Raw genomic sequence first — 25505 nt, forward strand, 5'->3', positions numbered from 1 at the left:
CTATCAGTACGCAACGGCAACACCTAATTCCCCGTAGTTCGTGCTCACATGACAGTGACTGAGAGCATACTTGCCCTTGTAACGTCAATCTCAACATCGATTGCAACGACCTCGGATCTCCTCCGGCTGCTCGTGCTTCCGGTGTTTGCGTGGGCTGCGGTCCGAGACATCAAGACGCGTCGCATTCCGAGCAATATCTGGCTTCCACTGTTGATTGTCGGTGCGATCGCACTCAGTCTTGATGCGCTCCGGTTAGCTCCATTTGATACCTTCTTGGGGCGGCTGTTTCTCATTCAGGCCGGCATAAGCCTCTTTTTTGTCGCACCGCTTGGCTATTTGTTCTGGCGACTTGGTGGCTTTGGTGGGGCTGATGCGAAGGCGCTCATTACGATCGCTGTTATCCTCCCAACATTCCCAACGTATTTTATTGGGACCGCTGCATATCCGCTTGTTGACACTCCAACAGGTGTCTTTTCGTTCACCGTCCTCACAAATACGGTGATTCTTGCGGCTGTGATTCCGCTATCGATCTTCCTCTATAACGCAGCACAGGGTCGTCTCTCCTCACAAACTATTTTTGCACGCCCAGTCGATGTTGAGTCGCTCCCCGATCGGCATGGACGACTGTTTGAGACGCAATCGGGTTTCACTCGGAATGGGCTTGATCTTGATGCGCTCAGAATGTATCTTCGATGGCGCGGGATGACGCTTGCTGAGATTCGATCGGATCCAGCACAACACCGAGATCCTGCCTCGATTACCGAGACGTTCGAGCCAACGGATGGCGGGACTGCTGTTGGCCCGCAAACTGATGGTGGTGTCGTCGAAACCAAATCGGATGCTGTCGACAATAGCGCGGACGATCCGTGGGGGGCAGCACGGTTCCTCGAAGAGATCGATGGCACAGCATATGGGACCACACCAGCAATGCTTCGAGAGGGACTTGAAACAATCATCGATCGGGACGAAATTTGGGTTTCTCCGGGATTCCCGTTCATCGTTCCGATGTTCTTAGGGCTTGTTGTTTCGTTTACTTATGGTGATCTCCTGTTCGGCTATCTCGGATGGGTTGGGCTTTTTTGAGCATGTCCCACTGACTGCACATACACACAAGGCATATTCGGGGTGAACACATTTAGCGAGACAATGACGATCGGCGTGGATGTTGATTTCGGTGAAAACGGGTTGGTACCAGCGATCGCACAGGACGTTGAAACCGGAGTGGTACTCATGCTCGCGTATGTGAATGAGGAGGCGCTTTCGAAAACGGTCGAAACAGGCTATGCACACTACTACTCTCGCAGCCGCCAACAGCTGTGGAAAAAAGGTGGCACAAGCGGCCATACCCAACAAATCGACAGTATCCGAGTCGATTGTGACAAAGATACGTTGTTGTACCGTGTCGAACAAACTGGTGGCGCATGCCACACTGGCAAAGAGAGCTGTTTCTACCGGACGATCGATGGTGAGGCTGTTGAATCGGTTGAAACCGTTTTTGATCCAGATGAAATATACGACTAGCTATGTCAACAGAGCACGCTAACGGGTCGATCCCAACCGGTGTTGAAGCAAGAAACGCACTTACAGAAGCGACCGCTACTGTTGATGCAGTCCAAGCCGAGATCGACGAGCACGGTGAAGAACGCGTTGTTGCGACTGCTGACGCCTACCGGCGTGCGATTCGGCTGCTGGATCAGTATGAAGAGACCGCAACCGGGACTGGCGATTTTAAATCGTATCTCCAGTTCCAGAGTAGCTTTCTTGATTTTGTCTCGGAACTGTCCGAAGAGATTCCTGCATACGAGGGATTTTCGAACGCCAGCGATCGAATGGACAAGCGCCGACTCAGCCAGAAGGATTTTGACTATGCCCGAGACGAGGTTGCGCCTGCACGCACATTTGTTGAACTGCTTGAGCAACGCTCCGAGGCGATCGATGCATACCGAACGGCCCGCAGTGGGGCAAAAACACGGCTCAAAGAGCTGCGATCGGCTGAAAAAGAGTATGCACGGCTCACCGACCTCACAGACTACAATCTGGATGTTCCAATTGATGAGCTGAAAGAGCCGATCGAGGCATACAATAACGCAGTCACTGACGCGTTTACCCAGTTTAAAACGAACGAAAACGCACGCAAACTGTTCAATTTCATTCAGGCAACAAAATCATTCCCGCTTGTGAATTTTGAGCAACCACCACCGGAGCTTATCGAATATATACAGACAGAAGATGCGGGTGAGAAGCCGCTTCCCAAACTGCTTGATCTGGTTGATTACTCCTCGTCAAAGCTTGATCACTATGTCTCAGATCCGGGAGCGCTCCGGACAAACGTTGCTGTGCATCGAACATTTTTGGATCGGATCACTGCTGAGCCACTCACAATCGAGTGGCCACCGGCGGAAGCAAACGAACTCCAATTTCGGCTCAAAGAGCTTTCATCGGTGACGCGAAAACTTGGTGATGAATCGTTAGAGGGATATTTACGGACGCTCCGGCGGCTAACAAACAATCCGGATTTCACTACCCTACGAGACGCTGCTGCTGCCAAAGAAGAGCTGGATGACGAGACGCTTTCCCGAATTGTATCCGGTGAGATTGTCGATGACTACGAAGCGATCGTCTCTGCAATCGAGTCACTTGAATTGACACTCGAAGAAACAAAGCGGGACGTGTAGTAATTTCAGTGCTGGGCGCTCATGATCGCGTCGTGTATTCCGTCTGCAAGCGATTGAGCACGGTCGGCTTCGCGTCCCTCTGCGTAGATTCTGATCTTCGGCTCCGTTCCGCTTGGACGGACTAATACCCATGCGTCACCGTAATCAAGCCGGTAGCCGTCGATCGTATTTGGTGTTGCATCCTGTGATTCAACATATGTCTCTGCGGCTGCAAGCATCTTCGATCGCTGCGACTCCGAGCGGTATTCGATATTGTATCGGACATTGTGGTATGACTGATACGGTGCGACAACCTCGCTTGCGGTTGAATCAGCAAGTAGCTCAAGGAACTTTGCCCCAATGTACGCACCATCACGAACGAGCCGATAGTTTGGGAAAAATATTCCACCATTGCCCTCTCCAGAGATTGGAACTGTCTGTCCTTCTGCCCACAGCTCTTTGATTCTCGTAATGATGTTTGTTGCACCGATCGGCGTCAGCTCAAGGGTTGCCCCAACATCGTCACAGACATCGACAAGCCGCTGTGAGACGTTTACTGCAGCAACGGTTGTGTCTCCTTTTGAAAGCGCTTCTGCGGCAAGTGCGGCAAGCGATGTGTCGCCATCGATATAGTTACCGTCCTCATCGATGAAGATTGCTCGATCGGCATCGCCATCGTGTGCGATCCCAACATCTGCATCAGTTGCTTCCACAAGCGTACAAAGATCTTCTAAATGCTCTTTAACTGGCTCTGACATTCGACCTGGGAAGTGGCCGTCCGGCTGTGCGTTCACCGTAATAACTGAACAGCCGAGCGCTCGATAGAACTCAGGGCTGGTGAGCGCCCCTGCACCGTGTGCCGGATCGAGTGCAACAGTCAGATTAGCATCCGCGATCGTCTCCCGATCGACTGATGCTAACAACTCTTCGACATAGTCGTCATTTACCGTCTCGATTTGGGTTGTCTCCTCGATCTCATTCCACTCTCCGATCGTGAACTGCTCAGTCAAGACGTGCTCTTCAATCCGTTCGAGCGTCCGGACAGGGAGTTCAATTCCATCTGTCCCGATCAGTTTGACACCGTTGTACTGCGGTGGGTTGTGTGACGCTGTAATAAGAATGCCAGGGAGTGATTCGACCTCACAGTAGCGTGTGACTGCCGGTGTTGGTGCAATCCCAAGACGGTCAACTGCAGTCCCAGTGCTTGCTGCACCCCCCGCAGCGATGTTTGCAAATAGCTGCCCGGTCGTTCGTGTATCACGTGCAACTGCAACTCGATCAACATCCCACACAGTCGCTGCTGCCCGTGCAATGCGTAAGACGAATTCCGGCGAGAGGCCCTTGCCCGCTACACCGCGGACCCCGCTGGAACCGAAGATATCCATACTGAACCTCACTCACGGCGCGGTAAAATCGTTTCCGACCCAAACCTCGTGTGTGTACGGTTCGCTATGTACTGTTCTTATGGCTCGCCAAGATATTGATGCCGCCGGTAAAGGTAGTATAGTGCAACGACCAGGCTCAGTGTGAATGCGGTCAAAAATGCAGAACCAGCAGCCATCAACCCATACAACACTGCATCGGGATCCCAATCGACATCTGCGTCGGTGATTTCTTTTGCATCGAGATAAATCCCGATCGGAAACAGAAACAACAACGCAATGCCGAACAGTCCAAACGCTGCTGCGACAAGCACAACAATCACGGTGAATAGTCCGGTTGCAATCCCGCCAGCTCCAACGATATCGATCGTAATCGTGAACAGGAACAGGACACCAACGAGAATTGAGCCGACGATACCACCAATTACGTAGAGCGGTACCGCCGCAACCCAGTACCACCAACTTGAGTCTACGGCTAAACCCGTTTTATTCATCTCCGTTTCAGCGGCCTCTTCGATAACTGGGGGTCGTTGAGCAGAGGGTGGTTCGATCGCATCTTCGGGCTGCTGTGTTTCAACTGGAGCTGTTACATCTGTGTCTGTGCGTGTGCTTTCGTGAGCGTCACTCGGATCAGTTACGTCACTTCGTGTTGGCGGTGGCTCACTGACCGTTTCGGAGTGATCGGCTGACTGCGAACTGGTATGATCCGTATTCTCATCAAATTCTGTTGGTTTATCATCAGTTGGCGGGGCCATAGCACACACCACGTACGCAACCATTGTAAGAATTAGTCGTCGCAGTTGACACAACTGCATCGGAAACGGAGGGGTTCAGTATCTGAATCGCCGTTATCTGTTCAGCGTGTGGATCGCTTGACCTTGTGCATTCTCTGCGGCTTCCATCACGGCTTCTGCAAGCGTTGGATGGGTATGAACCGTCGATGCAATGTCTTCGATCGTCGCACCCAACTCAATCGCAAGCGTCACCTCTGCAATCAGCTCAGAGGCTTCCGGTCCGACGATCTGTGCACCAAGTACAAATCCGGTTGGCTCATCAGCAACGATCCGGACAAATCCGTCCGTATGCCCTGTTGTGAGTGCGCGACCGGATGCACGGAACGGCATCTCACCAACAACCGGCTCAAATCCGTTGTCGGCTGCTTCGGCTTCAGTAAGCCCAACCGTTCCGATCTCCGGATCGGTAAAGACGGCTGCGGGAATTGCTTGTACATCCATTGCGGCCGGCTCTCCGGCAATCACCTCCGCGGCAACGATTCCTTCTTTTGAGGCTGCATGTGCCAACATCGGCTCACCAGCGACGTCACCCACTGCGTGGATATGGTCCACGTTTGTCCGGGTTCGATCGTCTGTCGTGATGAAGCCGCGATCGTCCGTCTCAACGCCAGCATTCTCGAGCTCAAGCGTGTCAGAGACTGGCGATCGGCCGACTGCGACAAGCACCTTGTCCGCCTCGTAGCTCGACTCCTCGCCGTCTTCGGTTTCGCTCGTAACGACAATGCCGTCGTCGGTCTCTTCCCAGCCGCTTGCACCTTCGCCGAAGTTGAACTCGATGCCGAGCGATTCTGCACGTTTCCGCACAATTCGGGAGACATCATCTTCATAGCCTGGCAACACGTCATCCAGCATCTCGATAACGGTCACATCGCTGCCAAGCTTTGCGAACGTCGTTGATAGCTCCATCCCAATGTAGCCTGCGCCAACGACGACCAGTTTGTCCGGCACCTCGGTCGCTGCAAGCGCATCGGTCGAACTCCAAACTGGCTCGTCGGCATACGCAAAGTTTGGAATTTGAATCGGCCGTGAGCCAGTCGCGATAATTGCGTGTTTGAACTCGATCGACTCGCTGCCCTGCCCCTCCCCCCCATGGGCGACACGAACTTTGTTCTCATCTGCAAACGTTGCAGTCCCTTTGAGGAGGTTCACCTGATTTGCTTTACAGAGCTTTTCGACACCGCTTGTAAGCTGGTCAACAACGCCATCTTTCCACTCAGTCATTGTCGCCATCTCAACAGCAGGGTCAGCGCTGATCCCCATGTGTTCAGCGTTGCTCACTTCGTCTGCGAGGTCTGCCGCAGTAATGAACGCCTTTGATGGGATACAGCCGACGTTCAAACAGGTTCCTCCGTAGCTGTCTCGTTCGACAAGCGTTGTGTCAAGGCCTTTTTGTGCAGCGCGGATTGCGGCCACGTAGCCGCCAGGACCTGCGCCGATAATCAATACGTCCGTTCCAGTTGCGATATCTCCAACGACCATCTATTGTGACTCCAGTAGCAGCAGTTTTGGATTGTTCAGGTATTTCATAACCTCATTCGTGAACGCCCCTGCCTCTGCACCATCAATCACACGATGATCGATCGTCAGTGACAGCGGCAGTGTGTATGCTGGGACAACTGCATCATCCTGCACCACAGGGCGTTTTTCGATCGCACCCAAGCCTAATATAGCCGTCTCAGGATAGTTGATAATTGGCGTTGCGTACTCGCCACCGATCGCCCCGAAGTTCGTAATCGTGAACGTTCCGCCCTGCATCTCTTCGACACTGATTTTCCGTTCGCGGGCGCGGGTGGCAAGATCATACACGTCATCTGCAACTTCGAGCAACGATTTCTCCCCGACGTTTTTGACAACTGGAACCATCAAGCCAGCATCCGTTGCGACCGCAATTCCGATGTTGTACTCACCTTTGACGATGATCTCTTCTGCCTCTTCATCGAGCGTCGAGTTGAGGATTGGGTACGCTTTCATCGCACGGACAATCGCCTTCATCACAAACGGCATGTATGTCAGGCGAACGTCGCGCTCTGCGGCCATCTCCTTGAGTTCGCTTCGTGTCTCAACAAGATTGTCTACCGTTACCGTGTCGTGATGGGTGACGTGTGGGGCAGTGTATTTGGACTTCTCCATCTGCTTGCCGATCGTTCGGCGAACACCACGATACGGAATCCGTTCACGCACTCCATCTGCACCAACTGTTGCTGCAGTGGCAGCAGCTGCGTCAGCGGCCTGTGCCTCATTCACTGCATCTGCATACGCTTGGACCGCCTCCGGCGTGACGAATGCCTCACCGTCTTGTGTTTCATCGGTTGGAACATCGTGTAATTCGACACCGGCTTCGTCTGCAAGCTTTCTGGTTGCTGGTGCTGCAAGCGTCCGCTCACGGCCTGCCTTTTCAACGCTTGCCGTCGATTCTGCTGTCGTTTTGGGTCCCGACTTCAACCCACCACCGGAGACGGACTGCCCGTCTTTTGAGACTGCAGCCTTGCCGCTTGGCTCAAACGATTTTGGAGCCGGCTTCGCATCGTCATCAGCACTTGCTCCGTCCGCTTTCGATCGGATATCGCCCTCCGTAATCCGGCCGCTTGGACCGGAGCCGGACACTGACTCAATATCAACACCCAACTCACGGGCAAGTCGGCGAACAGCTGGTGGTGCGAACACACGTCCACCTGGTGTCTCAGGCGTATCGTCGGTTGCCGCTGTTTCACCTTCAGATTCTGCTTCCGATGCGCTGTCGTCGTCCTCACCGTCAACAGTGAACGTGATGATCACATTGCCGACTGGGACGATCTCTCCTTCCTCTGCAAGGAGCTCTTTCACGGTGCCATTGTACGGCGATGGCACTTCAACAAGTGCTTTGTCCGTCTCAACCTCTGCTACAGGCTGGTCTTCGCTGACTGTCTCGCCCGCGGACACGAGCCAACTGACCAACTCTCCTTCTGCGACTCCCTCACCAACGTCAGGGAGTTTGAACTCTTTCGTCGCCATCAGTTAGAACTCCACCGTCTCCATAATGCCTTCTTTGATTCGCGCTGCATTTGGCAGGTAGTAGTCTTCGAGCGCATACAGCGGATATGGTACATCAAAGCCGCTTACGCGCTTGACTGGCGCTTCCTGATACAAGAGCGCCTCCTCTTGAACGATCGCTGTAATCTCTGCAGCGATACTGCCAGTTTTTGGCGCTTCGTTTACAACCACCGCGCGGCCTGTCTTTTTAAATGAAGAGATAATTGCATCCCGATCGAGCGGCGAGATCGTTCGAAGGTCAATCACCTCACAATCAACACCCTCCTCAGCAAGTTCCTCTGCTGCCTCCATCGTTGGGCGGCTCATTGCGCCGTAGGTGAACACAGAGACGTCCGATCCCTCTCGTCGAGTGACTGCTTCGCCGATCGGTACGGTGTACTCCGCTTCAGGGACGTCACCACGGAATGCACGATAGATGAGCTTTGGTTCGAGGAAGATAACTGGATCCGGATCACGGATCGCAGAAATAAGCAGACCCTTCGTATCATGTGGCGTTGACGGGATGACAACTTTGAGTCCTGCCTCGTGTGCGTAGAACGCTTCTTTTGATTCGGAGTGATGTTCTGGCGCGCGGATTCCACCACCGTATGGTGCGCGAATCACCATCGGGCAGGTAAATCGCCCACGGCTCCGGTTTCGAAGGCGAGCAACGTGACTCACAATCTGATCGAATGCGGGATACATGAAGCCGGAGAACTGCATCTCTGGAACCGGTTTGAGCCCGTATGCAGCCATTCCGACGGCCGTGCCAACAATGCCGGACTCTGCAAGCGGAGTGTCAATAACGCGATCGTCGCCGAACTCTTCCCAGAGTCCCTCTGTTGCGCGGAAGACACCGCCATTTTTTCCGACATCTTCGCCCATGACAATGACATCTTCGTCCGCAGACATCTCCGTGTAGAGACCATCGCGAACCGCCTGTACCAACGTTAGATTCTGTGTTTGACTCGTCGTACTCATATTAGTGCTCAAAGAAAACTTCGTCGCCGTATATTTCGCGGAGCGATTCAATCTCTGCGGCCTGTGCTGCGAGATGCTCCGGAAGCTCGTTGTAGACCGATTCGAACATCTCTCCCGGTAGTGGTCGCGGCTCTGACTCTGCAGCGTCGATCGCATCAGCCACGCGAGTTTCTACCTCCGATCGGACTGCAGCAACTGATTCATCGTCAAGCAATCCGTGATTTCTGCAGTAGTTTTCCAACCGTGGGATTGGATCCTTTGCCTTCCAGCGTTGTACCTCTTCATCGTCACGGTAGACAGTCGGATCATCAGCAGTTGTGTGTGCACCAAATCGGTACTGCACCGCTTCAATCAGTGTTGGCCGCCGGCCAGCCGCTGGTGGCTCCTCGGATTTTGCCTTCTCAATAGCTTTACGTGTGACGGCATACACCGCAAGCGGGTCCATTCCATCAACTTGGACACCCTCGAACCCGTATGCCTCAGCTTTTTGCGCGAGCGTTCGCGATGCAGTTTGCCGTTCTCGTGGGACCGAAATTGCCCACTGGTTGTTGTTACAGAAGAAGACGTTCGGTGTATCGAAGACTCCTGCAAAGTTCAGTGCTTCGTGGAAATCACCCTCACTGGTTGCACCATCCCCGAAATAACACATGAAGGCTTTGTCGGTATCGCCTTTGATCGAGGCACCCCATGCAGCACCGGTTGCGTGAAGCAGCTGCGTTGCGATCGGCACCGCAACAGGGAAGATGTTCGCATCCTCTGCAACGGCATTGCCTTCCTCATGACCCATCCAGTACAACAGTGTCTGTTTGAGTGGGAGTCCGCGAACGACTGCAGCACCGTGTTCACGATAGCTTGGGAACATCCAATCCTGTTCGTCAAGTGCGTGTGCACTCGCAATTTGGGCACCCTCCTGTCCGGACAGCGGTGGATATGTACCCATCCGACCTTGTCGCTGGAGGCTCACTGCACGTTGATCGAAGTGCCGAGCCAACACCATATCACGGTAGATGTCGAGGATTGTTGCGTCGTCGAGATCCGGTTCGTCACCAACAACGGTACCGTCCTCATCGAGAACTTGTACGAGATCGCCTGGGTCGCGTTCCAGGACACTCACGATCGAATCCACCTGTACATGGTAGTAACTGTTTCGCGCCCAAGTTATAGGGTTTTCGTAAAAGGTTTACTATACGGTGAATATCTGCCAAATCATGCTATACATGTCCATTCCAAAGCAGAGGAAATAACAATTTGTTAAATTATATATCGAATATCCGGAAAGCATTCGGTCTGTCATGGATTTACCTGAATAATAATGGATGAATAGGCGAAATATTCGGCCGATTGTTGAGTGTAGATTCCTGGCTAATATGCCTTCGAACCGAAACTACCTGCGAATGTTGCCCGAAACGCTCAAATAGGTAGTGTGACATTCTCTCTCATATGAGCGTGACGAGACATCCGTTCGACCCAGACACCGACGGCCGATCGGAATCGTCCAGACCGATTGACGCAGACCCACTGCTCAGCGAATCGGAAACAGCACGATCACGTGCGTCCTCCGATGCTGACACTGAGCCTGCATACACCTCGCCCGGTGTGCAGTATCTGCTCACTGGCGAGTTCGGATTCTGGTAAAAACAGCGGCTATTCTGTGGTGGTGTGAGACGAGCGTCTCAATCAGGGCGCATTCTACCGTTCGTAGATCTTTTCGCGGCTTCTACTCGTACTTGAGCTACTGTCGGCAACGAACGTTTTGTAGAGCCAGTATGCTCCAAATCCAACGGCTCCAAGCATCAACAACAGGAATGCTATCTGAATCGCCCAAAACACCGCACTGACGACCACACCGAGTACCCACAGCGCAATCCGGAACAGTACTAGCACTGCCAGACCGATCGCGGCCCATTTCAGGAGGGTCTTTGCTTCAACCATGCCCCCATATTCGGGCGACAAGACAATAGACGTTATGCAACGTGTCGGCTATGTTACTCTGCGGCCGCTGCAGTCGCTTTGGCCTCTGCAACGGTTTTCCCTTCTCGCAACAGTGCATCAATAAACAGTTCACCGGCTTTGTATGACGATCGAACCATCGGTCCCGAGGCACAGTAGAGGAACCCAAGCTCCTCTTCAGCTACCCGTTCCCATGTATTGAACGAATCCGGATGAACGTACTCGAACACATCCAAGTGCGACAACGATGGTTGGAGATACTGTCCGAGGGTGATGATGTCAACGTTGATCTGCCGGAGGTCGGACAGCGTTTGATAGATCTCGTGATCGTACTCGCCAAGTCCCAACATCAAACTTGTTTTTGTGTAGATGTCCGATTCCTGTTTCACTTGTTTGAGAACCGAAAACGACTGCTCGTAGTTTGCGCGTCGATCGCGCACCGGCCACTGGAGCCGTTCGACTGTTTCGACGTTGTGTGCGATCACATCCGGCTGCGCATCAATAATCCGTTGTACTTGCCTGCGGTTTCCCTGAAAATCAGGAATCAGTACTTCGACCAAAATTGAAGGGTCGCGATCTTTGATCTCTCGAATCGTCTGTGCGAAGTGTGCGGAGCCGCCATCTTTGAGGTCATCTCGATCGACGGACGTGAGCACAACATAGTCCAGCCCAATCTCCGCAACCGCATCAGCTACGTTTTCCGGCTCATCCGGATCGAGCGCATCCATGCCGCCTGTTTGGACGTCACAGAAGTTACAGCCGCGTGAGCAGCGATCGCCCATCAACATGAATGTCGCCGTCCCCGGTCCGTCGCGGCCGCTCCAACACTCACCAAGATTTGGACAGTTTGCCTCCTCACAGACGGTGTGGAGGTTTCGATCGCGCAGGGTTTCTTTGATGTCGGTGAACCGCTGACCTGCTGGGGGCCGCATCTTCAGCCAGTCGGGTTTCCGTCGCCTGCTTGCCATACCTACCCCTTCGTCCGGGGAGGCAAAAACATGAGGTTTAGCTATTCGTTTTTTGATAGCTCGTCCGACCCTGCGTTTCGATCGGCGAGTCGTTTCGCGGCCAATGCGCCCCCACCGATCACTGCTGCGCCGGTCCCAATCCCGAAGCCAGGAATTCCATCATCGGTTTGTGTCGTTTCATCCGCCTCGTCGGCGTCGCTCGTATCGCGCTGTTCGTCTTCATCATCTTGGCTGTCGCCGTCATCCGCTGATTCTGTATCGTGTTCGACAATATCTTCGCGCTGTAGCTCACCGAACGTGACGAACGGGATTGCCGGCCGCGTGTCAGAGTCGTAATCCGAGAGGACGGCTGTTCGATCGACGCCCTCCGGCGTTACCATATCCATTACGGCTGGATCGCGGAGGTCGCTTTGGCCGCCACCGATCGTGTGTTCGTCTGCATCCGCCCCGATCGGACGGATCCCACCCTCACCGAAGCCATCATATGGCATCACGGTTGCCGCAACTGCAATACCACTTTCGTCGAGATCCCAGCCGATCGCACGTCGTGGAACGGTAATCGTTACTGTCTCATCATCTGTCTCTGCGTAGACATCACGGGTGACTCCACTCCCGTCGGCTGCTTCAACACCCATCGTTCCCTCTCCATGAACCACAACACGCGTGTGATATGGGACTTCAGTCTCGATGTGTGTCCCCGATCGCCCACTGGTCGTTCCCTCATCATCGGTATCCGGGTTGTGGATATAGAGTTGGAAGAATGGATGACTGAACCCGGGATCAAAGTTCCATGGGTTCTGAATCGGCTCCGCAAACGTGAACTCGAACTGCACATCATCACGCGATTCGTTGATTGTTAACTCCGAGATGTCCCATGCGCCGTCATAGTAATCGCTGCCAGTTGGTACTGCATACGTTCCCGGCCCGTACGGCTTGCCCGTTTCAACGTCGATCGTTTCGACGTGTTCAAACGGCGTCTCAAGCGGGATATAGCTGATCTCCGCCTGTGTTTCGGACTCATAGCTGAGTGCATCCGATCGCTCCTCCGTCGCATCCGTCACGATATCGATAATGTTTGGATTCGTGTCATCATCGACACCGCCACCGAATGTTGTGTCGCTCGGTTCAGCAGTCACGCGAGCAACATTGCCTGTCTCGTCTGGATCGTATCCAAGCAGGATCGGTGCCATGCTGTATGATTCGATTGGCCGATCGAGGCTTGCCTTTGGGAGTGCGGCGATGATTCCGCCGGTCACCTCATTCACGCGAACCGTCCCTGCTGTCAGTTCGTTCCCGTTGTAATCTTCCAACCGCGATCCATGCGCTCCATCGACAACCACTCGGTACTGATGCGGCGCCTCTCCCGTTGCATTGACGCCATCGCGTAGGGTGGTCGTTCCCGAATCCTCCGCAGGATCGTGCAGATACACCTGCAGATGTTGCACCGAGAAGCCTTCCGGTAGCTCCCATGGGTTCTCAACATCACCCTCGATCAAGAGCCGGAACTGGTACTCCTGTGGCGTTTCGTGAATCGTAAACTCCTCAATGTCCAATGCGCCGGCAGTGTAGGCTTCGTTTTCCGGATAGACGTATGACCCCGGACCGTAATCGGTCCCTGTCTCAACATCGAATACTGAGACGTCAGCACCGATCTCAAGCAGATCCGGTGTCTCAAGCACTGCGATCGTGTCTACTGCAACCTCGGTTGCATTTGACGGTGTATCTTGGCTGATGTCTTCGCCAGTAATGAGGTCTGTTCCCTCGACGCCTGGTCGAAGGAACACCTGTGCCGCTCCGGGGTCCGGATTGACAAGCACGACAACGCGCTCTGGCCCACTCACGTCATCCAGTCCGCTCGCATCCCGGCCAAAGACAAGCACGTCTCCGAAGCTGTTGTGCCATGCACCGGAGAGTTTGGCGGTTGGTTTCAACACATCCAGCTCATGATATGCCGAAATAACTGACTTATAGAAGGCTACCTGCTCCTCGTCGTACTCCTCCCAATTCATGAACGCGCGCTGTTTCCCACCAGGGTTGACATCCCCTTCGTCACGAGGATCATCGTCTCCCATATGGCGACCGTCTCCATAGACGGAGATCGCCCGTTCCTGCCCGTAGTAAACGAATGGAACGCCCGGCAGCGCAACACCTGCCGCCCACACTGCACGCTGGGCTTTTTTCGGGTCGTCACGCGTTCCATCCAACGCCTCATTAAGCGTTCGGTGTTCATCGTGATTTTCGATCGCGTTCAAAAATAGCGAGTAGTCAGGAAAGCCCTGATTCTGCCGATCGCGAACCGCATCAAATAGCTCGACAATATCAGCTTCTCCACGCGCAATTGCGTGACACGGGACGGTGAACCCCTCCGTATCAAAATGCATATCAAACTCGTTCTCCGAGAACGCACGATCGTTCGGGATTGCCTCATCTAACAACAGGAATTCGCTGTTGTTTGCCCGCACAACCTCACGCATCTCCTTCCAGAAACTGTGTGGGACGCCCCATGCAATATCACAGCGGAAGCCGTCAACGCCGATTTCGCCGGACCAAAAGTCCGCAAATGCGAGCATGTACTCACGAACGGCCACGTTTTCGAAATTAAAGTTTGGATGCAGCTGCAGGTCCCAAAAGCCGGTCACTCGTGGCGCGACTTCGAGCGGTTCCCCATCGTGCTCAAACGGTGCATCGAGTCGATCGAACCAGTCAAAGTATGTTGACTCGGTATCCCATTCTTCGACGATCGGCCAAAACTCCGGCGCTGACGTCTGGCGTTCGATCGTCGCTTGGAACTCATCCATCCACCGTCCACAGTGGTTGACAACGACATCTAAACAGACCTTGATACCGTGTTCGTGACAGACCTCGATGAACTGCTCATATGCTTCGAGGCTGTCCATTTCATCGGGGACAAGATCCGGTGCGATATCGAAATAGTCCGTAATGTCGTAGCCGTGTGGCCCACCGCCGGCCAGCTCTCGCTCGGGGCTGACTGCGGGATGAATCGGCGTTAGCCAGACCACATCGACACCTAACTCATCGAGATATGAGACACCACGGGCGATCTCATCACCGTTCATGAGTGTCTCAAACGTTGTCTCCCCGCGACGCCCTGCCCACGATCGCGTAAAGATCTGATACATGACGCCATTTTCCATCCACTCGGGCGCTCGGTTTGGAAGCGCAAACGTGCCGTCCGGATGGAGTTCGATCGTATCAATAACGCTTGCCTGATCACCATCGTAGACGACCGCGTGTACGCGAGCGGATTCATCGGAAAGCGCAGCGGTCTCAACAACTGCACTGAGTCCATTTACATCAATATCCGCCGTCTCGAGTGCGTCCCGATCGTCGGCAAAAAAGTGTGCTTCGAGATCCTGTGACGATTGGCGACTGTTCGGTGCGAGCGCCCCGTTTGTCTCGATCGTGAACGACGAATCATCAACTGTGGCATCTAATTCGAGTCGAGGCGGGCCACCAGTCGCCCCGCTTGCTTCAGGGAATGCATAGAGTGTCCACTCGTGCGTTCCATCCGGTGCCTCCAGTTCGATCGTGTAGTTGCCCGCCACATCAGCTTCAAACTCTCCAACGTTGTCTTTTTCGGCGTCCCATCGTGGCTGCTCATCGAGAAGCGAACTTTGATATGTGATCTCCGCGCTACTGCCCTCGGGTCGATCCTTGACACGCCAGTTGAAATCATCAGGATCGTAGTTTTCTGGCTCAGCGCTCGGATTCGGCACTCGCGGTGCGAGGTTATCCCGATCGTTGATAAACTCCGGCGAAACCCACACCGGATTCCACAGTTTCTCACCAACGTGGACAACCCGCGGGTGTCCAGGATGATACGAATCGGCACCAATATTTCCCGATTCGACTCGGTCTGCAATTCGATCGGCAGCAGCACCGCTTGGGGCAAGCGAAAACAGCCCAAGCCCGGCCATACTTCCAAGAACGTTTCGTCGTGTCATCTGCGATCGTGGTGGTGTACTCATGATACGATAGGGGTCCAACTATATGACAACATCTCACTGACTCTGTCTGTCAGTCTTGCATGATTGTCTATGTCATCTATATGCTACCAGTACTCACTGTTAAATCTTTATGAAATACTACTTCACACATATCTATTGTCTCGAAGAGCCGCGAAGGAAACGCCTTTGACTCCGTAGTTCTCCCCGTCATATGATGAGTCACGCCGGCGGTGAGCGATTGTGAAGGTCGCCGAAGCGGTCCCCGAATTCGCCGACGCCTTCGGGTTTTCCGAGTTCAATCAGATGCAGCGGGAGGCGCTGCCCGCACTCATTGACGGCGACGAAAACGTCGTTGCGAGTGCACCCACAGCCTCGGGAAAGACTGCCCTTGCTGAGCTTGCGATTTGTAAAACGCTTCGCGACGGTGGAACCGCGCTCTTCATTGCCCCACTCCGTGCGTTGACAAACGAAAAAGAGTCAGATTGGGAGCGATTTGAAGCGCTCGGCTATTCAGTGTATGTTGTTACTGGGGAGCGCGATCTAAATCCACGGCGGGCAGCACGCGCAGATATTCTGGTCATGACACCAGAAAAAACGGACTCTGCGACCCGGAAGCATACGTCTGCACGCTATTCATTTATTAGAGATATTGATTGCTGTGTGATTGATGAGGTTCACCTGCTTGATTCGGATGGTCGTGGTGCCGTTCTGGAGGTAACGATCTCTCGGCTTCGACGCATCTGTGACCCACGAGTGGTGGCACTCTCTGCTACGATGCCAAACATCGAGGATGTCGCTGCCTGGCTGGATGCACCACCTGCGTCAACGTTTGTCTTCGATGATGGCTATCGACCGGTTGATCTCCATGCAAAAGTGAAGACGTACAACCACGGTGATAACGCGTTTGCTGATAAGTATCGACGACTGTTCAAAGCGATCGATCTTGCCAAACCACATATCAACGATGGTGGACAGGCGCTTGTGTTCGTCTCTTCCAGACAGGACGCCGTTCGCGCCGCGACAAAGTCACGTGATGTGATCGCAGAGCAAGATATCCCAATGGGTGCGCGTGGAGACTATGATCTCCACACCGATGCGAAGGAACTCGATAATGAAACGCTCCGAAAGTCGATTCCTGACGGGGTGGCATTCCATCACGCGGGAATCTCAAAAGCCGATCGCGATCGCGTTGAGTCGTGGTTTAAAGATGGAACGGTCCAATTGCTGTTTTCAACCTCAACGCTCGCATGGGGCGTCAACCTTCCTGCTCGCTGTGTTGTGATTCGGGATACAAAATATCATGATCCGCTTGAAGGGGAAGTGGATATTAGCCCGCTGGATATCCTGCAGATGCTCGGGCGGGCTGGACGGCCAGGTTATGATGATGTCGGCTATGGCTGGGTTGTCTGCGATCGCGCAGATGCTGACAAATACCGAACACTGCTTCGGGAGGGCAAAGAGATCGAATCACGGCTTGCTGGCGATATTGATGGGCATCTCAATGCCGAGATCGCCATGGGCACGATTCAAGACCTCGATGATGTGATGTCGTGGTTGAAGACCACATTCTACTACCAACGCGCACAGTCGAAACCGGACGATTACGATTTCAACGGGCTTCGCGATCGTGTTCGATCCTCACTGGAACGGCTCGTCGATCGGGAGTTCGTCACGACGGACGATGATCTGGGTGTTGGCGCGACGGCATTGGGCCGACTTACCTCGAAATACTACCTCGATCTCGATACTGCTCATCAGTTCCATCAACTGACAACGCACGATCGGCTCACTGTTGATTCGATTCTTGAAACGATCGCCGGCGCAACGGAGTTCGATAGCGTTTCCGCGAGACAGGCTGAGACGGATGCGATCGACAATATCCTTCGTGATGTCGATACCACCCTTGAGGATGGCAACCGGAAGGTTCGCGCAATTTTGGAGGCCGCAATGGCTGGCCGAACGCCAAGCGACCTTCGCAGCGACGCGTGGATTATCAAACAGAATGCGCTCAGACTGTTGGCTGCACTGTGTGAGTTTCTCGATCAGTTTGCAGGGCCACGCGCAGCGAACCTTGCGTGTCGGGTTGAGGCGCGGGTTGAACACGGTGTCAGTAAGAATGCGGTCTCGTTGACCGCGATCGACGGGATTGCCTCACGACGCGCAGAGACGCTTGCAGGTGCAGGGATCCGGACCCCGGAGGAAGTCACGGCTGCTGGCGCAACCGAACTCACTCGCGCTGGGCTCACCGCTGGTGTTGCCGACCGCGTTATTGGTGCGGCCGAAGAACTCCCACAGATTGACGTTGATTGGGGATCGCTTCCTGACTCGATCGCACCGGGCGAAAATGAACTGGTCACTGCAACGGTTAGCAACGATGGTGGTGGCGCACGGGTCGGCGTTCGTGTCACCGTGAACGGCGTCGAAATGAACGAAAAGACCACATATCTCTCCGATCGGACGACCACACCGATCGCCGTGTTTGGCTCGCCTACCGCCTCCGAGCTGGAGTACGTACTTGAGGTCACATTCCCTGAACTGCCGTTGCTTCCGGTTCAGGCAACGCGGACCGTTACGATCGAGTAGTTTCACAGTTTGGTCCGTCCGCTCTTTTAGATACGATTGCGCACCAGCCCCTTCATGGCAGCCGAGCACAGCACCGAGGATAGCGCACCGACTGACACGATCCGACTGTTTGCCGGTGACTGCACGACCGAATTCGTTGGCACACGCAAGCAAACACAGCGGGGGACGGTTCTGATCGTTGTTAAACCCGATCGGACCGTCCTTGTTCACGATGCGGATGGGTATCAGCCGGTTGCATGGCTCACCCGCCCGGATGAGATCACGATCGAAAGCGACGACCGTGGATTTTCGATCGTCGCAACCGCAGCCGAACAAACGCTCCGGGTTGTCTCGAACGCCAACCCAATGCAGTGGGAGGTGCCGATCGGTGGAGCAGGGACGCCGGTTGGCACATGCCCCGACTGTGAAGGTCCATTTGTTCGCATCCGAGGTGATGTGCAGTGCTTGGCGTGTGGAGATCGATACGGCCTTCCAGCCGGTGCCTCAGTTCTGAATACTACCTGTGACGATTGTAGGCTCCCACAGATGGCTGTCGAACGCGGCGATCGATTTGAACTCTGCATTGATTATCGGTGCGAAGGGCTTGCAGACGCCGTTCGCAATCGATTCGATGGTGAATGGGGTTGCCCCGACTGTGGGGAGACACTGCGTGTTAAAAGCCCGGATGGGCGGATCTTCCTCGGCTGTGATGGCTATCCCGAGTGTGAAACCACATTCTCGATTCCAGCCGGCCGTGTGACTGATACGTGTGCCTGTGGGCTTCCGGTATTCACCACCACTGGTGGCGATCGCTGTTTGGATGGGACCTGCGATCGACACACACAAAACGCAGATGGTGGACGCCCGCTTGACGCGTTCTCTCCGATCGAACAGTGATCGGTGTGTCTTTGTCGCGCGAGGCCGCCCACACAGATATGAACGGAACGCTTCACGACGATCGGATAGCCGTTGGCGGCGACGCAAAACAACGGTACTACGACGGCCGTGGATATGGCCGCCCTATCGGCGGTAACGAGATCGAACTCTCACGGGTTGAAGCGGCACATCTGCTGTTTCGGGGTGATCTAGAGGCTGTTGTAACCGATACCGGAGCAACGCTCTCGTTCAAATCATTCTTTACGCAGTCAGCACGAACCGACAGCGGCTTCGCACAGCGATTTCTTGTCTACGCTGATCTACGCGATCGCGGCTTCTATCTATCGCCCGCTCTCGACGGCTGGCCGGGCGAAGATACCAACGAGGCGGTCGATTTCACGGTGTACCCACGAGGGAAGGGCCCAACAGACACTGCTGTTAAATATCGGATTACCGTCGTTGGTGAGCGAAAGCCGATCCCTGCAGCGGAACTTGCTGGGTTAGTGCTTGCTGTCGTTGACGAGGAGAGCGAACTCACATATCTTGAATCGGCCGAGCCATCATTCGATGGCTCATCATTGTATGATCCTGAGACAACGATCGAGGGCGCACTGATTGGCGATCGAGTCATCTGTTGGGACGCACCCGAGCACGTGTATGAAACCGGATTTTATGGACAGCCACTGTCGGGTCGTGCGGCGATCATTGATGGTGCCATTCAGCTCTCGCTCGTTGAGGCAGCCGGGCTCGCCTCGATCGATCGGCTCACACTTACCGATATTACCGATTCCGATGACAGTTATGACGCAATCGTTGCTCGTGGCCGCGAGGTGGAAGGCGATCGATTTGATCGGCGACTAACAGTTTACCAGACGTTACGATCGAACGGTGTTGTGCCAAAAACCGGCTTCAAATTCGGCGCTGACTTCCGAACGTACAACAACGTTGAGTCGGTCTCGAATCTCCCCCACTCCGAACATCTGATTCGTGTTGTGTCACCGGAACATGCGTTCGATCCAAAAGAGCTCTCACTGGATGTCCGACTTGCCGGTGGGGTTCGGAAACGAATGGTTTTTGCGTTGACCGGCGCGAACGAAACTATAACGTGGCTCTCGGTGAGCCGCCTGACACCATGACTGAAGAGACGACGCCTCATACTCAATCAGAGGCACGGACCGATGGTGGCACAGCAAGCGGAGCAGACACGGTCGCCATCGATCCGTGGGGATCGTCTACGATCGACGACTACCGAAAGCTCTTCGATGAGTTCGGAATCGAATCGTTCGATGAGCTCCTCCCTGACGTGCCGCACCCACACTATCTGATGCGTCGCGGGGTTATTTTCGGGCACCGCGAGTACGATCGCGTCGCGGAGGCGATGCAGAACGATGAGCCGTTCGCTGCACTCTCCGGATTTATGCCGACTGGCGATCCGCATATTGGGCACAAACTCGTCTTTGATGAACTCATCTGGCATCAACAACAGGGTGGAGATGCATACGGTCTCATTGCGGATCTCGAAGCACACTCTGCACGTGGTATTAGCTGGGATGAGATCGACGAACATGCAACGAACTACCTGCTCAGCCTCATTGCCCTTGGCTTTGATGCCGAAGACGGAACGCTCTATCGGCAGTCCACAAACCGCGAAGTCCAAGATCTTGCATTTGAGCTTGGCTCGCGTGCGAAATTTTCGGAATTTGAGGCAATCTACGGCTTCGATGGGGAGACAAGCATATCACACATGCAGAGTGTTGTCACCCAGATGGCTGATATTCTGTATCCACAGCTCGCGGATGAGCCAAAGCCAACCGTGATTCCGGTTGGTCCCGATCAAGACCCACACGTTCGGTTTGCTCGAGATTTGGCGGTGAAAATGCGCTATTTCAAAGTAAGCAAGGCATTCGCAAGCTTTGAGGCAAGCGATGCCGAGCGACCACTGCTTGCAGACGCCTACGAAGCGCTCACCGACGGTGGCGACGAGCCAGTACGGTGCGAAGACGCTGCGACATGGCTCGCAGACACCGATGCCGCCCCTGCGTTTGCTGCGGCACAATCATCTGCTGTGAGCAAACTCGAGGCTGCAGGCAAAGAGCCACTTCGTCCACGGGTTCGATTCTTCCACCGACACGGCCCTGAAGACGCATTTGAGGCGATGATCGGCGCGATCGAGGGTGAAAAACGTGTCTACGATGGCCATATTGATGCGTTCGAGCTTACGGTCGCGGACGCCGAAGAGCTTGCACGAGCGGTTGAAGTTGAAAACGGTGGCTTTGGATTCATGCAGCCATCATCGATCTATCATCGGTTCATGTCCGGCCTCACTGGCGGCAAGATGTCGTCTTCAATTCCTGCAAGCCATATTTCGCTCCTTGACGACCCTGAAGAGGGATACAATAAAGTCAAGTCTGCATCGACCGGCGGTCGCGCAACAGCCGCCGAGCAGCGTGAACGGGGTGGTGAGGCTGATAAATGTCCAGTGTATGAGCTCTATGCCTATCTTCTTGCGAGCGACGATGACGAGTTCGCAAAACACGTCTACGATGAATGTGTCAACGGTGAACGGCTCTGTGGCGACTGCAAGGAACAGGCTGCACAGCTGATGCAGTCATTCCTCGAAGACCACCAAGAGAAGCGCGAAGAGGCACGTGAGCTGCTTTCCGAGCTTGATATTGATCTGGACCTCGATCGCCGTGGTCCAGGTGGCGCACACTGACGACGCGGACCGAAACTGACTGCAACGCAATCTTTTTGAAAATACCCACACAGCATCACAGTATGGTATCCGAACCAGACTGCCGTCCGATCGCTCGTGAGTCGACTCCTACTCGGTTCGGATTTCCCTTTTCACTGCTGTGAGCGATCGGTGAACCGCAGCTGATACGTGTTCGTATCGTGCTGCTCGAAACTGATTGAGATCGAGATCGAGATTGAATCGAACTGACACAGCCAACGACTCCGTCTGTCACGTAGCTGCGAGCGACAGTCCGGAAGCGATAACTGACGACCACACAGTAGCACACAACAACAGAAGATATGCGACTCCCAGAATCACAGCTTGCGGTGCTTGAAGCCGCAAGCGCGACGGAATCGATTTCCGTCGATCGACTGGCCGACAACACCGGTCTTAAACCAGAAACCGTCACGCGAGCAGCGTTTGACCTGCGCGACGACGGACTGGTCTCGATCGACGAAACAGTACAGACAAGCGCTGAGATTACAGCTGAAGCCACTGAGTATCTTGAGGACGGGCTCCCCGAAGTCCGGCTGTATCGTGCCGCGATCGACGCTGGCGCGGATACTGAACCGGTCCAGATGGGCCAGCTCATCGGCGCCTCAGGACTTGCCGGACCGCAGGTCAATATCGCGCTCTCGAACTTTGCACGCAAAGGCTACGGGTCGATCGACTCCGGCGCAGTGTCAGCGGATCCGGATGCTGACCCGGATACTGACCCGGAACACAATGCCCTTGCTGGCCTTGCAGACGGTGAGACTGTTGCCGACGAGGATATCCTTGCACAGCTTGAACGGCGCGACCTCATCGTTCGATCGGAACAGACTGTTCGCTCAGTGACGCTTACCGACGACGCAGTCACGGCGTTGATGGAGGGAATCGAGGTTGCAGAGACAGTCGATCGGCTCACGCCCGAGATGCTTACCTCCGGTGAGTGGGACGATGTTGAGTTTACTGAATACAATGTTGCGGCGGATGCACCGTCGATCGAAGGCGGGCGTAAACATATCCTTCGACAGACTGCCGATCGGGTGAAAGACGTCCTCGTTGGCATGGGATTCAAAGAGATGGAGGGTCCACACGCGGACGCGGACTTTTGGATCAACGACTGTCTGTTCATGCCGCAGGACCACCCCGCACGAACACACTGGGATCGATTTGCACTCGATGTGCCACCGATCCAATCCGTCCCCGAGGATCTCGTCGAACGTGTTGAGGATGCACACCGAAACGGAGTTGGCGAAGATGGTGACGGCTACCACTCTCCATGGAGCCGAGGCTTTGCGGAAGCGATCGCACTGCGCGGGCACACAACCTCGCTTTCGATGCGGTATCTCTCCGGCTACGCTGGGGCGGATATTGAGCCACCGAAACGATATTTTTCCGTCGAGAAGGTGTACCGAAACGATACGCTTGATCCAACACACCTGCTTGAGTTCTTCCAGATCGAAGGATGGGTCATGGCTGAGGATCTCTCAGTCCGTGATCTCATGGGGACGTTCGAGGAGTTCTACGCACAGTTCGGTATTACTGACATCCAGTTTAAGCCGCACTACAACCCGTACACAGAGCCATCGTTCGAACTGTTTGGGACACACCCCACAACCGGTGAGCTTGTTGAAATCGGGAATTCGGGGATGTTCCGTGCAGAAGTGCTTGAGCCGCTTGGCATTGAGTGCGATGTGATGGCATGGGGGCTTGCGCTTGAGCGACTGCTCATGTTAATGTACGGCTTTGAAGATATCCGTGATGTCCACGGGACGCTGTGTGATCTTGAACTGCTGCGGGAAACGGAGGTGCTCTACTAATGCCTGTTGTTGATGTCAACCCTGACGAACTGCGCCGGCTCACCGGCAAAGAAGACAAATCAGATGCAGAACTGAAAAACGACCTGTTCAACCTTGGTCTTGAATATGAGGGTGAGACCGAAGATGGAGAGATGCAGCTTGAGTTTGCACCCGATCGGCTCGATCGACTCTCCGTTGAAGGCGTTGCACGATCGCTTCGCTACCAGTATGGTGACGATCGCGGCGTCTACGTTCCGAACACGAACGACGCTGACTGGGTGTTCGAGGTTGATGAGAGCGTTCCGGACGAACGGCCGTATGTAACCGGTGCGATCGTTCGCGGCGTGAATCTTACAGACGATGCGCTGGATTCAATCATCCAACTGCAAGAAAAACTCCATGCAACGATGGGGCGGAAACGCGCAAAAGGGGCGATCGGGATTCACGATCTCACCATGCTGAAAGGTGAGGTACTCTCAGAGAGTTCCACTGCAAACTCGATCACGTACAAAGGCATCGAACCCGATGGCGATCGGTTCGTCGCGCTTGATTCGGATGCAGAACTCACGCCTGCCGACGTTCTTGCACAGCACGACACCGGGAAAAAATACGCCGATCTTGTGAGCGAGTATGAGCGCTATCCGGCGATCTATGACGAGATCGGACTCTTTTCGTTCCCACCTGTAATTAACGGCCGCCGAACGGAGGTCACCACTGACTCACGTGACCTCCTTATTGAGCTTACCGGAACCGACCAGTGGACGATCGACCACATGTGCAATATCATCTGCTATGCGCTCGATGCACGTGGCGGGACAATCGAAGACGTCGAGGTTCACTACCCACATGCGGATGGACCGTACTCCGAGAGCGGTGCAGAGCTGCTCCGGCCGGATTTTGAACTGAACGAAAAGTCGGTCACACACGATGCGATCGAAGGGATGCTCGGCATCGAACTGAGTTCAGACGATGTTGTAGATCTCTTTGAGCGATCGGGGCTTGATGCGACGTACACGCTTGGCAAGGATGTCACATACACTGTTTCGGTACCGCCATATCGCGTTGATGTGCTTCATGCGTACGATCTGATCGATGATGTTGGCCGTGCGTATGGTTTCAACGAACTCGAACCAACATACCCCGATGTTGGAACCGTTGGTGGCCGACACGAACGGACCCGGATTGAGGATGCCGCACGAGCTAGTCTTGTCGGGCTTGGCTTTGAGGACCTGCTCAACTTCCATATGATCTCTGCGGAAGAGAACTACGATCGCATGCGTATCGAACCGGGCACGGACAGCCTCGGGGCCGGCGAGCCAGTCGTTATCACCGGCCCATATAGCGAGGATTACACCCAACTTCGATCGTGGGTGCTGCCATCGCTGATGATGGTGTTGGAAAACAACACACACCGTAGCTATCCGCAGGATCTCACAGAGATCGGCCTCGCGGCGAAAGTAGATACCGACGAGAACACAAACGTGAGCGAACACCGATCGATCGGTGCAGTGCTTGCCCGACACGACGCAACCTACGAGGACGCAAAAGCGCGGCTACAAGCGCTCTGTGATGACTTCGGTGTTGCAATTGAAACGCCGGCGATCGAGCACCCGTCATTCATTCCCGGACGCGTTGCTTCGATCGTTGTCGATGGAGCGCAGGTGGGCGTCGTTGGTGAAATCCATCCGGCAGTGCTCGTCGAACACGACCTCGAACTGCCTGTGTCCGCGTTTGAACTCGATCTTGCTGCGCTCAATAAATAACTAGCAGTTATCTCTCTACCTCGGATATTCCTTTCTTGCATTTATTTTTGCCTGAACGAAACCTTTAGGTGACAATA

Annotated in this window: 20 protein-coding genes; 10 read left to right on the forward strand and 10 right to left on the reverse strand. The window is 54.4% G+C overall.

Going from position 1 to position 25505, the window contains the following annotated elements:
- Positions 1 to 54: 54 nt before the first annotated feature.
- The 3 genes from AArcSt2_RS04120 (at position 55) to AArcSt2_RS04130 (ending at position 2675) form a co-directional block, all read left to right on the forward strand.
- Entirely contained in the window at positions 55 to 1083 is a 1029-nt protein-coding gene (locus AArcSt2_RS04120; RefSeq protein ID WP_250583076.1) for an A24 family peptidase, read from the forward strand.
- Positions 1084 to 1146: 63 nt separating this feature from the next.
- Positions 1147 to 1521, forward strand: a complete 375-nt coding sequence (gene hisI, locus AArcSt2_RS04125) for a phosphoribosyl-AMP cyclohydrolase (protein WP_174652368.1) — start codon at positions 1147 to 1149, stop codon at positions 1519 to 1521.
- Between the two features lie 2 nt (positions 1522 to 1523).
- Positions 1524 to 2675 carry a DUF7118 family protein gene (locus AArcSt2_RS04130; RefSeq protein ID WP_250583078.1) on the forward strand — a complete coding sequence of 384 codons (1152 nt, stop codon included), beginning with the start codon at positions 1524 to 1526 and terminating at the stop codon, positions 2673 to 2675.
- Positions 2676 to 2680: 5 nt separating this feature from the next.
- Here the strand turns inward: AArcSt2_RS04130 and glmM are convergent, their stop codons facing one another.
- The 6 genes from glmM to pdhA all read right to left on the reverse strand — a co-directional run bounded on the left by glmM (position 2681) and on the right by pdhA (position 9934).
- Positions 2681 to 4039: a phosphoglucosamine mutase gene (gene glmM, locus AArcSt2_RS04135; RefSeq protein WP_174652366.1), complete on the reverse strand. Its 1359-nt coding sequence runs from the start codon at positions 4037 to 4039 to the stop codon at positions 2681 to 2683.
- Positions 4040 to 4116: 77 nt separating this feature from the next.
- On the reverse strand, positions 4117 to 4791 hold the full coding sequence (locus AArcSt2_RS04140) for a hypothetical protein (RefSeq protein WP_250583080.1): 675 nt from the start codon (positions 4789 to 4791) through the stop codon (positions 4117 to 4119).
- A 93-nt stretch (positions 4792 to 4884) separates the two neighbouring features.
- Positions 4885 to 6309, reverse strand: a complete 1425-nt coding sequence (lpdA, locus tag AArcSt2_RS04145; protein WP_250583082.1) for a dihydrolipoyl dehydrogenase — start codon at positions 6307 to 6309, stop codon at positions 4885 to 4887.
- Positions 6310 to 7821, reverse strand: coding sequence for a dihydrolipoamide acetyltransferase family protein (locus tag AArcSt2_RS04150; RefSeq protein ID WP_250583084.1), 1512 nt, complete (start codon positions 7819 to 7821; stop codon positions 6310 to 6312).
- Positions 7822 to 7824: 3 nt separating this feature from the next.
- Positions 7825 to 8820, reverse strand: coding sequence for an alpha-ketoacid dehydrogenase subunit beta (locus tag AArcSt2_RS04155; protein ID WP_174652362.1), 996 nt, complete (start codon positions 8818 to 8820; stop codon positions 7825 to 7827).
- A 1-nt stretch (position 8821) separates the two neighbouring features.
- A complete protein-coding gene (gene pdhA, locus AArcSt2_RS04160) occupies positions 8822 to 9934 on the reverse strand; it encodes a pyruvate dehydrogenase (acetyl-transferring) E1 component subunit alpha (RefSeq protein ID WP_174652361.1) in 1113 nt (370 codons plus the stop codon).
- Between the two features lie 326 nt (positions 9935 to 10260).
- On the opposite strand from pdhA, the gene AArcSt2_RS04165 reads away from it, so the two are divergent.
- Positions 10261 to 10455 carry a hypothetical protein gene (locus AArcSt2_RS04165; RefSeq protein WP_174652360.1) on the forward strand — a complete coding sequence of 65 codons (195 nt, stop codon included), beginning with the start codon at positions 10261 to 10263 and terminating at the stop codon, positions 10453 to 10455.
- A 54-nt stretch (positions 10456 to 10509) separates the two neighbouring features.
- Here the strand turns inward: AArcSt2_RS04165 and AArcSt2_RS04170 are convergent, their stop codons facing one another.
- From AArcSt2_RS04170 to AArcSt2_RS04180, 3 genes are read right to left on the reverse strand one after another with little or no spacing between them, the layout of a single operon-like run.
- Positions 10510 to 10752 carry a hypothetical protein gene (locus AArcSt2_RS04170; RefSeq protein WP_250583086.1) on the reverse strand — a complete coding sequence of 81 codons (243 nt, stop codon included), beginning with the start codon at positions 10750 to 10752 and terminating at the stop codon, positions 10510 to 10512.
- Between the two features lie 53 nt (positions 10753 to 10805).
- The gene (gene lipA / locus AArcSt2_RS04175; RefSeq protein WP_250583088.1) at positions 10806 to 11738 is read right to left on the reverse strand and encodes a lipoyl synthase; all 933 of its coding nucleotides are present in this window, start codon (positions 11736 to 11738) and stop codon (positions 10806 to 10808) included.
- A gap of 41 nt (positions 11739 to 11779) precedes the next feature.
- Positions 11780 to 15727: a glucodextranase DOMON-like domain-containing protein gene (locus AArcSt2_RS04180; protein WP_250583090.1), complete on the reverse strand. Its 3948-nt coding sequence runs from the start codon at positions 15725 to 15727 to the stop codon at positions 11780 to 11782.
- Between the two features lie 219 nt (positions 15728 to 15946).
- Here AArcSt2_RS04180 and AArcSt2_RS04185 point away from each other — a divergent pair, with 219 nt between their 5' ends.
- From AArcSt2_RS04185 to AArcSt2_RS04200, 4 genes are read left to right on the forward strand one after another with little or no spacing between them, the layout of a single operon-like run.
- Positions 15947 to 18289, forward strand: coding sequence for a DEAD/DEAH box helicase (locus AArcSt2_RS04185; protein WP_250583092.1), 2343 nt, complete (start codon positions 15947 to 15949; stop codon positions 18287 to 18289).
- A gap of 54 nt (positions 18290 to 18343) precedes the next feature.
- Positions 18344 to 19165, forward strand: a complete 822-nt coding sequence (locus AArcSt2_RS04190) for a topoisomerase DNA-binding C4 zinc finger domain-containing protein (RefSeq protein ID WP_250583094.1) — start codon at positions 18344 to 18346, stop codon at positions 19163 to 19165.
- A gap of 38 nt (positions 19166 to 19203) precedes the next feature.
- Positions 19204 to 20280 (forward strand): tRNA-intron lyase, encoded by a 1077-nt coding sequence (endA, locus tag AArcSt2_RS04195; RefSeq protein ID WP_250583096.1) that lies wholly within the window; start codon positions 19204 to 19206, stop codon positions 20278 to 20280.
- Positions 20277 to 21860, forward strand: coding sequence for a tryptophan--tRNA ligase (locus AArcSt2_RS04200; protein WP_250583098.1), 1584 nt, complete (start codon positions 20277 to 20279; stop codon positions 21858 to 21860). Before endA ends, AArcSt2_RS04200 begins: the two co-directional genes overlap by 4 nt.
- A gap of 108 nt (positions 21861 to 21968) precedes the next feature.
- Here the strand turns inward: AArcSt2_RS04200 and AArcSt2_RS16680 are convergent, their stop codons facing one another.
- Positions 21969 to 22091 (reverse strand): hypothetical protein, encoded by a 123-nt coding sequence (locus AArcSt2_RS16680; protein WP_302928238.1) that lies wholly within the window; start codon positions 22089 to 22091, stop codon positions 21969 to 21971.
- A gap of 89 nt (positions 22092 to 22180) precedes the next feature.
- Here AArcSt2_RS16680 and pheS point away from each other — a divergent pair, with 89 nt between their 5' ends.
- Entirely contained in the window at positions 22181 to 23686 is a 1506-nt protein-coding gene (pheS, locus tag AArcSt2_RS04205) for a phenylalanine--tRNA ligase subunit alpha (RefSeq protein WP_250583100.1), read from the forward strand.
- Positions 23686 to 25428 carry a phenylalanine--tRNA ligase subunit beta gene (gene pheT / locus AArcSt2_RS04210; RefSeq protein WP_250583102.1) on the forward strand — a complete coding sequence of 581 codons (1743 nt, stop codon included), beginning with the start codon at positions 23686 to 23688 and terminating at the stop codon, positions 25426 to 25428. Before pheS ends, pheT begins: the two co-directional genes overlap by 1 nt.
- Positions 25429 to 25505: the final 77 nt, after the last annotated feature.

Origin of the sequence: Natronocalculus amylovorans (genome assembly GCF_023638035.1) — an archaeon.
GTDB classification, from domain to species: Archaea; Halobacteriota; Halobacteria; order Halobacteriales; family Haloferacaceae; genus Natronocalculus; species Natronocalculus amylovorans.

What these genes read in the sequence shown, in the direction of transcription:
- hisI (WP_174652368.1), top strand. Translation starts at nt 1,147, where the DNA reads ATGACGATCGGCGTGGATGTTGATTTCGGTGAAAACGGGTTGGTACCA.
- AArcSt2_RS04130 (WP_250583078.1), top strand. Translation starts at nt 1,524, where the DNA reads ATGTCAACAGAGCACGCTAACGGGTCGATCCCAACCGGTGTTGAAGCA.
- glmM (WP_174652366.1), bottom strand. Translation starts at nt 4,039, where the DNA reads ATGGATATCTTCGGTTCCAGCGGGGTCCGCGGTGTAGCGGGCAAGGGC.
- AArcSt2_RS04140 (WP_250583080.1), bottom strand. Translation starts at nt 4,791, where the DNA reads ATGGCCCCGCCAACTGATGATAAACCAACAGAATTTGATGAGAATACG.
- lpdA (WP_250583082.1), bottom strand. Translation starts at nt 6,309, where the DNA reads ATGGTCGTTGGAGATATCGCAACTGGAACGGACGTATTGATTATCGGC.
- AArcSt2_RS04150 (WP_250583084.1), bottom strand. Translation starts at nt 7,821, where the DNA reads ATGGCGACGAAAGAGTTCAAACTCCCTGACGTTGGTGAGGGAGTCGCA.
- AArcSt2_RS04155 (WP_174652362.1), bottom strand. Translation starts at nt 8,820, where the DNA reads ATGAGTACGACGAGTCAAACACAGAATCTAACGTTGGTACAGGCGGTT.
- AArcSt2_RS04165 (WP_174652360.1), top strand. Translation starts at nt 10,261, where the DNA reads ATGAGCGTGACGAGACATCCGTTCGACCCAGACACCGACGGCCGATCG.
- AArcSt2_RS04170 (WP_250583086.1), bottom strand. Translation starts at nt 10,752, where the DNA reads ATGGTTGAAGCAAAGACCCTCCTGAAATGGGCCGCGATCGGTCTGGCA.
- lipA (WP_250583088.1), bottom strand. Translation starts at nt 11,738, where the DNA reads ATGGCAAGCAGGCGACGGAAACCCGACTGGCTGAAGATGCGGCCCCCA.
- AArcSt2_RS04180 (WP_250583090.1), bottom strand. Translation starts at nt 15,727, where the DNA reads ATGAGTACACCACCACGATCGCAGATGACACGACGAAACGTTCTTGGA.
- AArcSt2_RS04190 (WP_250583094.1), top strand. Translation starts at nt 18,344, where the DNA reads ATGGCAGCCGAGCACAGCACCGAGGATAGCGCACCGACTGACACGATC.
- endA (WP_250583096.1), top strand. Translation starts at nt 19,204, where the DNA reads ATGAACGGAACGCTTCACGACGATCGGATAGCCGTTGGCGGCGACGCA.
- AArcSt2_RS04200 (WP_250583098.1), top strand. Translation starts at nt 20,277, where the DNA reads ATGACTGAAGAGACGACGCCTCATACTCAATCAGAGGCACGGACCGAT.
- pheS (WP_250583100.1), top strand. Translation starts at nt 22,181, where the DNA reads ATGCGACTCCCAGAATCACAGCTTGCGGTGCTTGAAGCCGCAAGCGCG.
- pheT (WP_250583102.1), top strand. Translation starts at nt 23,686, where the DNA reads ATGCCTGTTGTTGATGTCAACCCTGACGAACTGCGCCGGCTCACCGGC.